We start from the raw sequence: 13,344 nt of genomic DNA, 5'->3' as shown, positions 1-13,344 counted from the left end.
GTTCTGGCCGCGGCCGCCTGGGGCCTCACCCGCCGCCACACCGCCGCTGCGGTTGCCGTGCCGGCTCGATGACCGGCTTGTCACAGGTTTCCATCCTGACGGAGGTCCCGCGCTGCTCCTGCTCGGGTCTGCTGCCCCACGGCCCCTGGTCCGCCTCGCGGCATCGGGCGGTGTCCTGCCCCTGAAACCAGCGCGCTGCCGGTAGTCGGGTCGGTGGGTGGAACTGGCGCCCGGATTGGCGGGTGGGGCCGGTGGATGGGCTGGCGAGTGAGGGTTGATGGCTGGTCCGACCGCCGAGGTTGGCCGGCCGGGCGGGCAGGTCGGGGCTGACGCCCGGGCTACGGGTCGCGCCGATGACTGCGTCGGCATCCGGGCTGACGGCTGGGGCCGGTTAGCGAGCCAGCATCCTGGATGACGATCGCATTGACGACCGGGCTGGTGGTCGACCTGGCGGCCGCGTAGGGCCTGTAGAGTTCGTCGACCAAGAAGAACCTGTAACCGGAGACCTGGTGGACGCCTTAAGCGGCGACGCTGCGCTTCGACCTCACCTGATGCACAGTGGGCACGGCTGCAGCGAGTCGGCGGCATGCTCCGACCGATGCCCGGAGTCTGGTCAGCTGGCGGACCGGGGTGAACTCCACGATCTGCCTGGCGTATCTGCCTCGCCGCCGCGCCGCCTGGCATGGTGACTCCGGGCCGAGCCGCTCGGCGCAGTGCGATCCGAGCCTGCCGATCCAACCCCCGGACATCCCCGCGGTCATGGCCGCGATTCGGCAGCATCTCCGCTCTCGTAGAGTCCAATACACGCGATCCTGCTGACCGGCGGCGGAGAGGCACATCCGGTGGCCGGACGGGCAGACCGGGGCCGGCGCGGCGGTCGCGCCGGTGACCGCGCTGACAGCGAGACCGGCGGATGGGGCCGATTACCAGCCTGGCCGGCGAGCGCACTGGCCGTTGGGCCGGTGGCCAACTGCGCGGCCAGGCCAGGGGCTGGCCGGGGCTGTGGTGTCGGCGCGTGGCACGGCGCCAGCGGGTGGCCGGAGACCGTGCCGACATCCCGTGCCACGAGGTACCAGGCCGCCACCGTGTTCCTGCCAGGCCATACCGGCACCCCGCCGCAACAAGCGCACGCCGAAGCCCCCGGAAAGGACGGCACCCGTCCCCCCAGGTCGTCAACGCCCGTTTCTACATCACCCGATTCAAGTTCAACGCCACCCAGATCACGAACACCGCGATCAACGCCATTCCGATCATCGCCTTGAACGCGCTTTTCGCAACCTCTTTCCGCACCGTCACCGTCCGGGCCGTGTCGCGCCAGACGCGCCGCGTCAGCAGCATCGTCTGGAAGCGGCGCCCGGCCGCGAACAGGGCGATCCCGATGATGATGAATAAGATGACGCGCCCGTCAGCAGGTTCCATGAGGAATCCCCTCAGAAACGTCGAAAGAGCATGCCCCCGCACATCGGAGCACCAACGATACTCGGCCCCACCCTGCTTGGTAATTCGTTAAATGAGGTCCACCACGATCGGCGCGTGATCGGACGGGCCTTTTCCTTTGCGCGCCTCCCGGTCGACGTAAGCCGACCGCACCCGGTCGGCGACGTCCGTGCTGGCGTACACGAGGTCGATCCGCATGCCCTTGTTCTGGTGGAACATCCCGGCCCGGTAGTCCCAGTACATGTACGGGTGCGGGCCCTTCATCGGCGTCGGCACGACGTCGTGCAGCCCGAGCGCCCGCAGTTCGGCCAGTTCCCCGCGCTCGGCCGGCGTGACGTGCGTGGAGCCGGCGAACAGGGCGGGGTCCCACACGTCGTCGTCGGTCGGGGCGACGTTGAAGTCGCCGCAGGCCACCAGCGGCTGCCCCAGTTCGTCGGCCAGGGCGGCGCGGTAGGCCGCGAACCACTCCAGCTTGTACGCGTAGTGCGGCGAGTCGAGCGTGCGGCCGTTGGGCGCGTACAGCGACCAGATCCGCAGCCCGCCGCAGGTCGCGCCGACGGCCCGGGACTCGCGCACGCCCTCGTAGGCGGGCTCGCCGGGGAAGCCCAGCGCGACGTCGCTCATGCCCACCTTGGACAGCACCGCGACCCCGTTCCAGCGGCCGTCGCCGTGCGCGGCGGTGACGTAGCCGAGTTCGCCCACCTCGGCGGCGGGGAAGGCGAGCGCCGCGCACTTGGTCTCCTGCAGGCACACGATGTCCGGCTTGGTCTCGCCGAGCCATTCCAGCAGCCGGGGCAGCCGAGCCTTCACCGAGTTCACGTTCCACGTCGCCAGGCGCATCCCCCTAGCCTGCCACTTCCCGTGCCGCCACCCGCTCGGGGACGGGCTGGGCCAGCGCGACGGTCAGGTGGTCGCCGGCCGGGCCGTTGAGCACGTCGAGCAGTTCCAGCAGGTTGTCGAGCGCCTCGTCCAGGCCGGGCGCGGTGAGCGCGTGCCTCATGTCGTCGTCGAGCTCGCCGAGTTCGTCGGAGCCGAGTCCGCCGGAGAACAGCAGCAGGCGCTGGTTGCCGCCGAGCCTGGCCCGCTGCAGCCGCGGCCGGGGGCCGACGCCGAGCGGCGGTGACGGCTCGGGCGGTTCGAGCGGGTCGAGACGGCGGCCGACGCGGACGGGCGCCGGATGCCCGCAGTTGACCAGCCGCACCTCGCCGGGCGCGAACTCGGCGAGCAGCACCGGGATGAAGTCCTCGAGCCCCAGGTGCGGGCCGACGCGGACGTCGATGGCGGCGGCCACGGCGGTCAGGTCGGGCTCGGTGGCCGCGGCCTGGCGGAAGGCGGCCAGGGTGAGGGCGCACAGTCCGGCCGCCTCCGCTCCGCTGCTCTTCACGTCGCCGACGATCAACCGCAGGCCGAACGGCCCGGCCGCCGTCTCGTACAGGCTGGAGCCGAGCTGGATCTCGTCGGTCGCGGCCCGGGCGTGCACGGCCAGGGCCACGTCGTCGCCGGCCGGGGTCGCCACCGGCGCGGGCGGGGGCGCCGGTGCCGCGGCTGGAGGGCGCGCGGGCCGCAGCCGCCGCGCGGTCATGACGGCGTAGAGACCGCCGGCCGCGACGACGAGCGTGCCGCCGCGCCCGTGACCGGCCAGCAGGTCGAAGCCCGCGGCCAGGACGACGGCCGCCGCGGCGACCGCGGCGGTCGCGCGCACGGACATCCGCCAGGCGGCCAGCAACGGCCCGGCGAGCAGCAGCCCGGCCAGGGGCAGGGAGGTGAGCGCGGTGGCCGCCGCGACGGCGGCTTCCACCAGCAGGACCACTGCCGGCCAGCGCCGCTGGGAACGCATCTTGTGCCTCCGATGACCCCGCCGCGGAGACTCCGATGAGCCCCGCCGAGGGGGTCTGTTGAGGGGTCAGTAGCTACTTTCTCACTTTTAGTAACATTGCCCAAGCGCTTCCGGCAAGCTGTTGTGAGATGGGCCGAGCCGATGGGTGGCGATCGCGATGGCGGACACGTGGAAGGCAGGCAACCTTCCCGCGGAACCGACGAGCTTGATCGGGCGTTTCGACGAGCTGGAACAGGTGCGCGTCCAGTGCAGACGTTCGCGCCTGGTGACCTTGACCGGGGTCGGCGGCGTCGGCAAGAGCCGGCTGGCCCTGCGCGCCGCCGCCGACCTGGCGCCCGAGTTCGCCGGCGGCTCGTGGCTGGTGGAGCTGTCGCCGCTGGACGACGGCGCGCTGCTGCCGCACGCCATCGCCGAGGCGCTCGAACTGGCCGACCAGACCACCAGGCCGATGGACGAGGTGGTGGCCGAGCACCTGATGGGCCGCGAGCTGCTGCTGGTGCTCGACACCTGCGAGCACCTGGTCGAGTCGTGCGCCGAGCTGGTGGAGACGCTGCTGGCCGCGGCGCCCCGGCTGCGCGTGCTGGCCACCAGCCGCCGTCCGCTGGGGCTGACGGCCGAGCGGGTGCTGGTGGTCGACCCGCTGCCGGTCCCCGACGACGGCACCGACGGCGTCACCGACGCGGTCGCGCTGCTGGCGGAACGCGCCGCGGCCGCCGTGCCCGACTTCGAGGTGACCGGGCACAACAGCCATCACGTGACCCGGCTGTGCCGCAGGCTCGAAGGCATCCCGCTGGCCATCGAGCTGGCCGCGGCCCGGCTGCGCGACCTGCCCGTCGACCAGCTCGCCGACCGGCTCGACGACAGGTTCGCGCTGCTGGCCGACACCGCGGAGACCGAGCCGCCGTGGCACGGCGCGATGCGTACCGCGATCGGGTGGAGCCACGAGCTGTGCGAGCCGGCCGAGCGGTTGCTGTGGGCGCGGGTGTCGGTGTTCGCCGGCGACTTCGACGCCGAGGCCGTCAGGTACGTCTGCGCGGACGAGCGGCTGCCAGAGGTGGAGGTCGAGGCGCTGCTCGACGCGCTGGTCGCCAAGTCGATCCTGGCCTGGCTGCCGGCCGGCGACGTCGAGCGTTACCGGATGCTCGACACGCTGCGCGAGTACGGCGCGGGCTGGCTGCGCGACCTGGGCGAGGACCGGCTCGTCCGGCACCGGCACCGCGACCACTACCTGCGCCTGGCCCGCCGCGCCGCGACCGGCTGGCTCGGCCCCGACCAGATCTCCTGGTACGACCGCATGACCGGCGAGCACGACAACCTGCGTGCCGCGCTGGAGGTCTCGCTGTCCGACCCCGAAGGCGAGGTCGCGCTCGACCTGGCCGGCACGCTGGCGTTCTTCTGGTACGGCTGCGGCTTCGCCAAGGAGGGCCGCTACTACCTGGAGCAGGCGCTCGCGCTCGACGCCAAGCCCGGCCCGGCCAGGGCGCAGGCGCTGTGGGCGGCCGGCCTGATCGCCGCCACGCAGGGCGACGCGGCCACGGCGGCGGCCCGCGCGGCCGACTGCTCGGCCCCCGAATACGCCGGCGACGAGACGATCGCCAGGTGCGCGGACGCGCTCAACGCCGCGGCCGGGGTCATCCGCGGCGACCTGCCCGCCGCGATGGCGGCCTCCGAGCACGCCTACGCCACCCGCTGGGGCCAGGGGGCGCCGAGCCTGGCCGGGCTGCTGGCGCTGATGTGCCGGGCGCACGCGTACACGGCGAGCGGCAGGACGGACGAGGCCGTCGGCGTCCTGGAGGACCTGCGGGTGCTCTGCGACGAGCACGGCGAGCAGTCGATGCGCTCGCACGCCGACTTCCTGCGTGGGCAGGCCGAGCTGAGCCGCGGCCGGCTGGAGGCGGCCGCCTCCTACGGCCGCGACGCGCTGCGCACCAAGCACCGGCTGCACGACAGCTTCGGCATGGGCCTGGTGGTCGACCTGCTGGCGCTGGTGGCGGGCGCGGCCGGGCGGCACGAGCGCGCGGCGCGGCTGCTCGGCCTGGCCGAGCGGATCTGGAACACGCACGGGCAGGCGCAGGCCAGCGTCCCGCAGTGGGTGGCGGCCCGCCAGGACTGCGAGCGGAACGCGCGTGCCGGGCTGGGCGAGGAGGCCTACCTGGCGGCGTTCGCCGGCGGCCGCGACCACGACGTGAACACCGGCGTCGCCTACGCGTTGGGGTCCTGACCAGGCCCCGGCCGATCCCGATGTGGCGCGGGCGGCAGTGTTGCCCGCTCCGCGGTGACTTCCGTGTCGCGTGGTCTTGGTCCGGCCGCGCGGCGCACAGAAAGTGAAGCGATGACGATCCCTCCCATCCAGCTCCCGGTCCCCGGGGAGCGCATGTCCCAGACGGTCGGCCGGCTGCGTGACGAGGTCGGTCCCGTCGTGCCCGTCGAGCTGCCAGGCAAGGTCGCCGCGTGGATCGTGACCTCGTACGAGGCCGTCAACGAGGTGCTGGCCGCCGACGACACGCTGTTCAGCAAGGACGCCGCGAACTTCACCGCGCTGCACGACGGCACGATCCCGCCCGACTGGCCGATGCGCCAGGTGATCGAGGGCGACCACCTGCTGACCAGGGACGGCGCCGACCACCGCCGGCTGCGCGGGCTGATCAACCGCGCCTTCACCCCGGCCCGGGTGCAGGGGCTGGCGCCGCGCGTCCAGGAGCTGACGGACGAGCTGCTCGGCGCGATGGCCGCGGCGGGCCCCGAGGTCGACCTGGTGCGCCACTTCACCGAGCCGCTGCCGGTGTCGGTGATCTGCGAGCTGTTCGGCGTGCCCGCGGCCGAGCGGCACCAGATCAGGGAGTGGACGAGCGTGCTCGTCTCGCACACCAGCACGCCGGGGCAGGCGCAGGCGGCGGGCGGCGCGCTGTTCGCCTGCCTGGCCGGGCACATCGCCCGCCGGCGCGGCGACCCGGCCGACGACCTGACCACCGCGCTCATCCACGCGCAGGAGGACGACGGCGACCGGCTGACCGACGACGAGATGGTGTGGATCCTGTGGGTGGTGATCCTGGCCGGGCACGAGACGACCGTGCACCTGCTGGCCAACACCGTGGTGACCCTGCTCGGCGACCCGGCCGCGCTGGCCAGGGCGCGGGCGGACGACGCGTGGGACCGGGTGGTCGAGGAGGCGCTGCGCAGCCGTAACCCGGTGGTGACGGCGGTGCTGCGGTACGCGCTCAAGGACGTGGAGGTGGCCGGGGTGCGCGTCCCCGCCGGTCAGGCGCTGCTGCTCGGCTACGCCGCCACCGGCACCGACCCGGCCAGGTGGGGTGCGGACGCCGCCCGCTTCGACGCCGCCCGCGAGCCCGAGCCGCACCTGGGCTTCGGCCGCGGCCCGCACTTCTGCCTGGGCGCGCCGCTGGCCAGGCTGGAGGCGCGGATCGCGCTGGCGTCGCTGTTCCGCAGGTTCCCCGGGCTGCGCCTGGCGGTGGGCGCGGAGGAGATCGCGTACACGCCGTCGCTGATCACGGAGGGCCCGGTGTCGCTGCCGGTGCGTCTGTGAAACCGGGTCCCGCCCGCATCAGGCGTGCGGGCGGGACCGGACGCGCCTAGCGCTTACGGCTGGACCAGAGGGGCTTGTTGTCGCGCGAGTAGATGACGATCTGGCCGTCGTTCTGCACGGCGAGCCACGCGCCGGGGTTGCCGGCGGTCTTGGTCGTCCACAGGGCCTTGTCGTTGCGGTCGTAGACGACCCAGTTGCCCTCGCGCTGCATCACCGAGCGGGCGCCGGGGTGTCCGGCGGTGGGCGTGGTGAACAGGGAGGTGCGGCCGTCGTACAGGACGGCGTTGCCCTCGTCCTGCTGGATGAGCTTGTAGCGGCCGTTGGCGGACTGCACCCACTGGCCGGCGCGCAGCACGTGGCCAGAGGGCAGCTTGCCGAAGTACGCCGTCGAGGACCACAGCGGCTTGTCCGCGGCCGAGTACAGCACCAGGTTGCCGCTCTGCGCGGGCAGCTTCAGGTAGGCGCCGGGGTTGCCGGCGGTCGGGGTGGACCACAGGGCCTTGTTGTCGGCCCCGTAGACGACCAGGTTGCCTTCCTTCTGCACGGTGGTCTTGGCGCCGGGGTTGCCCGCGGTCGGCGTGCTCCACAGGGCCTTGGTGCCGTCGTAGAACACCAGGTTGCCCTGCGACTGCTGCACCAGCTTGAACCTGCCGCCGACGGAGGTCAGCGACTGTCCGGGCATCAGCCACTCGCCGGGCCCGAGCCGGTCCTTGGCGGCGACCGCGACGGCGCCGGCCGGCTGCGCCAGGGCGAGCGTGGCCAGGGGTCCGGCCAGCAGCGAACCGGCCAGGACGGCGATCGTGGCCTTCTTCGTGATCAACGTTTGTCTCTTCCTCTAGGGGCGGATCGATGGATGACAGACCTTGTCAGAGACCGTTGGTGTTCTGTTGGTGAACTTTGTTCTACACCTGTAGTGTGCACATCGTTGTAAGGGGGTTTAAAGTGCGCGTTTAGCGGAGGTGGCGAGGCTATGCGCATGGATCACACTGGGTTTCGCCTGCTCGGGTCCATTGACGCTCGCGTCGGGGGACATCGCCTGGATCTGGGGCCGCGTAAGCGCCGGTACGTGCTGGCCGCGTTGCTGCTGGAGTTGAACCGGCCGGTCGCCGTGGAACGGCTGATCGACGCCGTATGGGAAGGAGATCCGCCGGACAGTGCCCGCATGACGGTGCAGGGGCACGTGTACCGGCTGCGCCGGGCCTTGACCGGCGTGCGGCTGGAGACGGACGCCGCCGGATACGTGTTGCACGCCGATCCCGAGCTGGTCGACGTGTTCCGCTTTCGCCGCCTGGTGGCCGAGGCGGCGAGCGCCGGTGACGAGCCAGGCGCGGACCTGCTCGACGAGGCGCTGGGGTGGTGGAGCGGCCCGGCGCTGGGCAGTCCGCGCGGCGGCGGCAAGTGGCTGGAGGCGGCCGCGGTCGAGCTGGAGGAGGCGCGGCTGGCCGCCGTCGAGGAGCTGGCCAGGCGCCGGCTCAGGCTGGGCCGTCCGGAGCGGGTGGTGGCGCCGCTGCACGCGATCGTGCTGGCCAACCCGCGGCAGGAGCGCCTGGTGTCGCTGCTGATGACGGCCTTCTACCGGCTCGGCCGCCAGGCCGAGGCCCTGGAGCTGTACGAGCGCACCCGCCGCCTGCTGGCCGAGCAGCTCGGCGTGGACCCAGGCCCCGAGCTGCGGGCGGCGTTCCAGGAAGTGCTGTCGGCCGGGCCCTGATCAGACGGCCTTCATCAGCACCCGGGAGACCTCGGGGAGCAGGCCGCCGTGGCCCCGGTCCATGGCGGCCTTGGCGTGGCGGACGGCGTCGAGGGTGTTGCCCGCCGCGCTGGGCGAGTCCTCGACGCACATGCGGACCTCCACCTCCACCGGCGACCCGCCGAACCCCTCGCCCTCCACCCAGATGTAGGCGAGCTTGCGGTCGTCGAGAAACGGCAGGTACTGGGCGCCGACGTGCACCGGCGCGCCGGCGCCCGCGCCCTTGGTGTCCCGCTTGCCCTTCATGCGGCCGGCGTCCTGGAGGTTGACGAAGTCCATGTTGCCGCCGCCGAGCAACTGGTAGCCGTCGCCGATCAGGACGCCGCTCGCGGTGAGCGCGTCCACCACCGCGCGGTGCACCAGCGTGGCGCCGAACGAGCTCTTCAGGTCGTCGCCGAGCAGCGGCAGCCCGGCCGCGGCGAACCTGGCCGACCAGTGCGGCGAGCGGGCCAGCACGGCCGGCATGCAGTTCACGAACGCGCACCCGGCCGCCAGCGCCGCCTCGGCGTACAGTTCGGCCGCCCGCTGCGCGCCGGTGGGCAGGAAGTTGACCACGACGTGCGTACCGGTCTCCGTCAGGTGCGCGACGACCTGGTCGAGCGTGGCCGCGCCGGCCGCGTCGATGCGCTCGGCGGAGTCGGCGCCCACGCCGTCGGCCAGGATGCCGTCCATCACCTCGACGCCGAGCCTGGGCACGTCGGCGAAGCGGCGCGCGTTGTTGGGCGGCGCCCAGATCGCGTCGGCGAGGTCGAGCCCGAGCTTGGCGCGGTCGACGTCGAAGGCGGCGGTGAAGCGCACCTGGGAGATCGCGTAGCCGTCGCAGACCGGGTTGAGCAGGCCGGGAGCCGTGCCGTCCCGGTAGTACTCCACGCCCTGCACCAGGGACGACACACAGTTGCCCACGCCGATCAGAGCCACGTTCACGCTAGTCATGGCGGAATTTTCCCCTACCGGCAGGTTCGGTTGGGCATCGGCATGAAAGGCCTAGGACGTGGCACGCATCGCGATCGTGGGCAGCGGATTCGGCGGATACACCTGCGCCAGGCATCTGGAACGGATGCTCAGGCCGGACGAGGCCGAGATCGTCATGATCGCGCCCAGGGACTACACGCTGTACGTGCCGCTGCTGCCCCAGGTCGCGGCCGGGATGTTGCAGCCGCGGTCGATCGTCGCGCCGCTGCACAGGAAGCTGCGCAGGACCAAGCTGCTGCCCGGCGCGGCGCAGAGCGTGGACCTGGCCACGCGCACGTGCGAGGTGCGCAAGCTGTGCGGCGACGTCGTGCGGGTGCCGTTCGACGTGATCGTGCTCGCGCCTGGCAGCATGACCCGCACCTTCGACATCCCCGGCCTGGACGAGTACGCCCGCGGGCTGAAGACCATGGCCGAGGCCGTCTTCCTGCGCGACCACGTGATCGCCCAGCTCGAACTGGCGGCGTCCACGTCCGATCCGGCCGAGCGGGCGGCCAGGTGCGGCTTCCTGGTGGTGGGCGGCGGTTACTCGGGCACGGAGACGGCGGCGCTGCTGCAGCTCGTCACGAAGAAGGCCATCGCCCGCTTCCCCGACCTGGACCCTGGCCTGCTGCGCTGGACGCTGATCGACGTGGCGCACACGCTGATGCCCGAGCTGGGCGAGCGGCTCGGCGAGAACACCCGGCGGGTGCTGATGGACCGGGGCGTCGACATCAGGCTCGGCGTCACGGTCGAGCAGGTCACCCGCGAGTCGGCCAGGCTCACCGACGGCACGACCGTGCCCACCCGCACGCTGATCTGGACGGCCGGGGTGACGCCGCGGCCGGTGGTGTCGTCACTGGGCACCGAGACGCACAAGGGCAGGCTCGTGGTCGGCGCGGACCTGCAGGTGCCCGGGCACGAGGGGATCATCGCGCTGGGCGACGCGGCGGCCGTGCCCGACCTGACCAAGGAGCCGGTCACCGCGTGCGCGCCCACCGCCCAGCACGCGCACCGGCAGGCGGCCGTCGCGGCGCGCAACGCCGTCGCCGCGCTGCGCGGCGGCCGGGCCGTCACCTACCGCCACCACGACCTGGGCATGGTGGTCGACCTGGGCGGCAGCCAGGCGGCCGCGCGGCCGTTCGGGCTGGACCTGACCGGGCCGCTGGCCCAGCTCGTGACCCGCGGCTACCACCTGCTGACGGTGCCTTCGGGGCGGGCCAAGGTACGCGTCTCCGGCGACTGGCTGCTGCACACGCTCACCGGCGACGACCTGATCAGGCTGGACTTCCTCAAGGACGCCCCCGCCACGCTCGCCCACCTGGAACACGTCTAGGTCCTGGCCCGCAGCTCGATCCCGACGGTGATCTCGTTGCCCAGCTTGTGGCCGAGCAGCAGGTCGAGCTCGTCGCCGCTCCAGAACCTGCCCGGGTCGTACCAGTTGGGACGGCGGCCGCCCGGCAGCAGGCCCATCGCCTCGTAGGTGACCGCCACGACCTCGGCGCAGTACGCGCTCTCCAGCAGCCGCTCGCGGCCCCGGCGGCCGGGCAGGCTCAGCTCGGGGACGCGGCCCCTGGCCCAGCGGGCGGCCAGCCTGGCCGTGGAGGGGAACGGGGTGCCGTCGAGCCTGGCCACGGTGCGCAGGGCGGCGTCCTCCATCTCCCCGGTGGCCTGCGGTTCGAGCTGGCGCAGCCAGGCGCGCTGACCGTACCTGTCGGCCCAGACCGTGACCGCGTCGCGCAGGTCGTGCAGTTGCACGCCCCGGTGGTGGGTGCCCGACCACAGGTCAGGCAGGGAACGGCCCATCTCGGCGTGCCACATCATCGGCGGCAGGTCCTCGACCACGATGGCCATGCCCACATGATTGATCGGGCTGTTCGTCATGGTCTGGATGGCCCGATCGGGCACCGAGCGCCCGCGGAACACCCACAGGTCGCCCGTCCTGGTCACATTGACTGCCTCATCCAGGGTCAACACACTCGCTAGCCTAGACACATGCCCATGCTTCCCGCCGCACTCCGTGCGGCCGCCCGGTCGTTGAAGAGGCTGCCGGCTCCGTCGGCAGCCCGTCCGAGCTGGTGGAAAGTGCTCGGTCTGGCCGGGATCGCCGGTGTGGCGGCCACGGGGGCGGTGATCGCGCGGGCCGAGCGGCGGCGGCGCGCGTACACGCCGGAGGAGATCAGGGCCAGGCTGCGCGAACGCGTCGAGGATCAGCCGGAAGGCCGCAGGTCGTAGACGAAGACCACGTCCGGGTAGGCCGGGTTGTCGTCGTAGCCCTGCACCCCGCCCAGGTAGGCCCGCTGGTAGTTGACCACCCACGGCACCACGGCGGCCGAGCGCAGGTCGAGCACCCGGCTGGTGGCGTCCTCGAAGGCGCGCTGGGCGGCCGGCTTGTCCGTCACGGTCAGCTCGGGCAGCCGGTCGAGCAGCTGGTCGGTCCCCGGGTCGCGCAGATACGTCAGGTTGAACACCGGGTGGTCGGCGCTGTGGAAGAGGTTGCCGAACCAGGAGTAGCCGTCGGCGTAGTCGGGCCACCAGTACATGACGAAGATGTCCTGGCCGCGTGCCTTGCCCAGCGCCCACTGGGCGTTCCAGGGCATCGGCCGGATCTCCAGCTCGATGTTGAGCGGCCGCAGCGCCAGTTGCAGGCTGGTGGCCAGCAGCCGCTGGTCGGCGTCGCCCTCGGCGTAGGTGAGCCGCAGCTTCAGCGGGCGGCCGCCCGGGCCGTGGCCGGCCCTGCGCAGCAGCAGCTCGGCGGCGGCCAGGTCCTGCTTCTGGACGCGTCCCGGCACGTGGCCGAACAGCCCGTACGGGATGATGCCGCTGGCCGGCGCGCCCGCGCCCTTCAGCGCCCTGATCATGCCCTGGTAGTCGACGGCCTTCTGCAGCGCGCGGCGTACCCGCAGGTCGCGCAGCGGCCCCTGGACGGTGTTGAACAGCACCATCGTGGTCTGGAACGACGGCCGTTCCGAGGTGCGCACGCCCGGCGTGACCGAGGCCCTGGCGAACAGGCGCGGGTTGAGCCGGTGCACGAAGCTGGCCTCGCCGCGCAGCAGCAGCCGCCAGGCCTGGTCCGGGTCGGGCACGACGCGGTACTTGACCGTGCTGTAGTGCGGCTCCGCCCAGCCGCCCCAGTACTTGGCGTACGGCTTGAGCGTGAGCTCGTGCTCCTCGCCCTTGTTCCAGTCGGCCACCGTGTACGGGCCCGAGCCCGCGTCACGTCCGGCGGAGAACCAGCTCGCCAGGTCGGGGGCGGCCTGCGTGTCGTAGACGTAGGCCGCGTACGCCGACGAGGCCACCAGGTCCATCGGCACCGGGTACCTGAGCGAGAACGTGACCGTGAGCGGGTCCTCGGCCCTGATGCGGTCGACGGCGTCCCAGATGTAGGACGCGCCGGTGCCGAGCTTCATGGTGCGCTCGATGGACGCCTTGACCGCGGCGGCGTCCACCGGCCTGCCGGTGTGGAAGGTGACGCCGGGGCGCAGCGTGAACGTCCAGGTCCGGCCGTCGGCCGAGGAGCGCCAGGAGGTGGCCAGGCGTGGGGTCGAGCGCTGGGTGACGGCGTCCCAGAAGGTGAGCGTCTCGTAGACGTTCTGCAGCGCGATGATCTCGCGTGAGTAGGCGCGGGCCGGGTCCCATTCGCTGATCACGTTGGCGTTCTGGACGTAGACGAACGCGGACTGTTCCGGTGGCGGCTGCGGGGTGGCCTGCCGGGGGGCCGGCGCGGTCGAACAGGCCGCGAGAAGCGCCAATGCGGCGATCGCGGCGAGAGGACGGCGCACCGCATCTCCCTCTGTATCCCGATGTAGGCGAAAACCTACTGCAAGATCG

At 72.5% G+C, this 13,344-nt stretch carries 12 protein-coding genes; 5 read left to right on the top strand and 7 right to left on the bottom strand.

Translation table 11 applies throughout. The features are described 5' to 3' along the window. Positions 1 to 1,185: 1,185 nt before the first annotated feature. The 3 genes from HII36_RS34310 to HII36_RS34300 form a co-directional block, all read right to left on the bottom strand. A complete protein-coding gene (locus HII36_RS34310; protein ID WP_173527469.1) occupies positions 1,186 to 1,419 on the bottom strand; it encodes a hypothetical protein in 234 nt (77 codons plus the stop codon). An 87-nt stretch (positions 1,420 to 1,506) separates the two neighbouring features. Continuing rightward, a complete protein-coding gene (locus HII36_RS34305) occupies positions 1,507 to 2,277 on the bottom strand; it encodes an exodeoxyribonuclease III (protein WP_173527468.1) in 771 nt (256 codons plus the stop codon). A gap of 4 nt (positions 2,278 to 2,281) precedes the next feature. Continuing rightward, entirely contained in the window at positions 2,282 to 3,274 is a 993-nt protein-coding gene (locus tag HII36_RS34300) for a SpoIIE family protein phosphatase (RefSeq protein ID WP_173527467.1), read from the bottom strand. A 157-nt stretch (positions 3,275 to 3,431) separates the two neighbouring features. On the opposite strand from HII36_RS34300, the gene HII36_RS34295 reads away from it, so the two are divergent. Both HII36_RS34295 and HII36_RS34290 read left to right on the top strand, forming a co-directional pair. Next, positions 3,432 to 5,495 (top strand): ATP-binding protein, encoded by a 2,064-nt coding sequence (locus tag HII36_RS34295; RefSeq protein ID WP_173527466.1) that lies wholly within the window; start codon positions 3,432 to 3,434, stop codon positions 5,493 to 5,495. Between the two features lie 111 nt (positions 5,496 to 5,606). Then, positions 5,607 to 6,818 carry a cytochrome P450 family protein gene (locus tag HII36_RS34290; protein WP_173527465.1) on the top strand — a complete coding sequence of 404 codons (1,212 nt, stop codon included), beginning with the start codon at positions 5,607 to 5,609 and terminating at the stop codon, positions 6,816 to 6,818. Between the two features lie 46 nt (positions 6,819 to 6,864). Here HII36_RS34290 and HII36_RS34285 read toward each other — a convergent pair whose 3' ends face one another. Continuing rightward, positions 6,865 to 7,638, bottom strand: coding sequence for a hypothetical protein (locus HII36_RS34285; protein WP_173527464.1), 774 nt, complete (start codon positions 7,636 to 7,638; stop codon positions 6,865 to 6,867). A 150-nt stretch (positions 7,639 to 7,788) separates the two neighbouring features. Here HII36_RS34285 and HII36_RS34280 point away from each other — a divergent pair, with 150 nt between their 5' ends. Further along, positions 7,789 to 8,526, top strand: coding sequence for an AfsR/SARP family transcriptional regulator (locus HII36_RS34280; protein ID WP_328808012.1), 738 nt, complete (start codon positions 7,789 to 7,791; stop codon positions 8,524 to 8,526). Here HII36_RS34280 and HII36_RS34275 read toward each other — a convergent pair whose 3' ends face one another. Beyond that, complete coding sequence (locus HII36_RS34275) at positions 8,527 to 9,498, bottom strand: inositol-3-phosphate synthase (RefSeq protein WP_173527462.1); 972 nt, start codon at positions 9,496 to 9,498, stop codon at positions 8,527 to 8,529. Between the two features lie 58 nt (positions 9,499 to 9,556). On the opposite strand from HII36_RS34275, the gene HII36_RS34270 reads away from it, so the two are divergent. Then, on the top strand, positions 9,557 to 10,849 hold the full coding sequence (locus HII36_RS34270; RefSeq protein WP_173527461.1) for an NAD(P)/FAD-dependent oxidoreductase: 1,293 nt from the start codon (positions 9,557 to 9,559) through the stop codon (positions 10,847 to 10,849). Here HII36_RS34270 and HII36_RS34265 read toward each other — a convergent pair. Then, a complete protein-coding gene (locus tag HII36_RS34265; protein WP_217370328.1) occupies positions 10,846 to 11,487 on the bottom strand; it encodes a hypothetical protein in 642 nt (213 codons plus the stop codon). The genes HII36_RS34270 and HII36_RS34265 overlap by 4 nt on opposite strands. Positions 11,488 to 11,508: 21 nt before the next feature. Here HII36_RS34265 and HII36_RS34260 point away from each other — a divergent pair, with 21 nt between their 5' ends. Continuing rightward, complete coding sequence (locus tag HII36_RS34260; RefSeq protein ID WP_217370329.1) at positions 11,509 to 11,748, top strand: hypothetical protein; 240 nt, start codon at positions 11,509 to 11,511, stop codon at positions 11,746 to 11,748. Here the strand turns inward: HII36_RS34260 and HII36_RS34255 are convergent. After that, positions 11,724 to 13,295 (bottom strand): ABC transporter substrate-binding protein, encoded by a 1,572-nt coding sequence (locus tag HII36_RS34255; RefSeq protein ID WP_173527459.1) that lies wholly within the window; start codon positions 13,293 to 13,295, stop codon positions 11,724 to 11,726. The genes HII36_RS34260 and HII36_RS34255 overlap by 25 nt on opposite strands. Positions 13,296 to 13,344 lie beyond the last annotated feature (49 nt).

Origin of the sequence: Nonomuraea antri (assembly GCF_013283785.1) — a bacterium.
Taxonomy (GTDB): domain Bacteria; phylum Actinomycetota; class Actinomycetes; order Streptosporangiales; family Streptosporangiaceae; genus Nonomuraea; species Nonomuraea antri.
Note: the sequence above shows the minus strand (reverse complement) of the source record. Positions and strands in the feature narration are given on the sequence as shown.

Coding starts and splice junctions, on each gene's coding strand:
- HII36_RS34310 (WP_173527469.1), bottom strand. CDS start 1,419: ATGGAACCTGCTGACGGGCGCGTCATCTTATTCATCATCATCGGGATC.
- HII36_RS34305 (WP_173527468.1), bottom strand. CDS start 2,277: ATGCGCCTGGCGACGTGGAACGTGAACTCGGTGAAGGCTCGGCTGCCC.
- HII36_RS34300 (WP_173527467.1), bottom strand. CDS start 3,274: ATGCGTTCCCAGCGGCGCTGGCCGGCAGTGGTCCTGCTGGTGGAAGCC.
- HII36_RS34295 (WP_173527466.1), top strand. CDS start 3,432: ATGGCGGACACGTGGAAGGCAGGCAACCTTCCCGCGGAACCGACGAGC.
- HII36_RS34290 (WP_173527465.1), top strand. CDS start 5,607: ATGACGATCCCTCCCATCCAGCTCCCGGTCCCCGGGGAGCGCATGTCC.
- HII36_RS34280 (WP_328808012.1), top strand. CDS start 7,789: ATGCGCATGGATCACACTGGGTTTCGCCTGCTCGGGTCCATTGACGCT.
- HII36_RS34275 (WP_173527462.1), bottom strand. CDS start 9,498: ATGACTAGCGTGAACGTGGCTCTGATCGGCGTGGGCAACTGTGTGTCG.
- HII36_RS34260 (WP_217370329.1), top strand. CDS start 11,509: ATGCCCATGCTTCCCGCCGCACTCCGTGCGGCCGCCCGGTCGTTGAAG.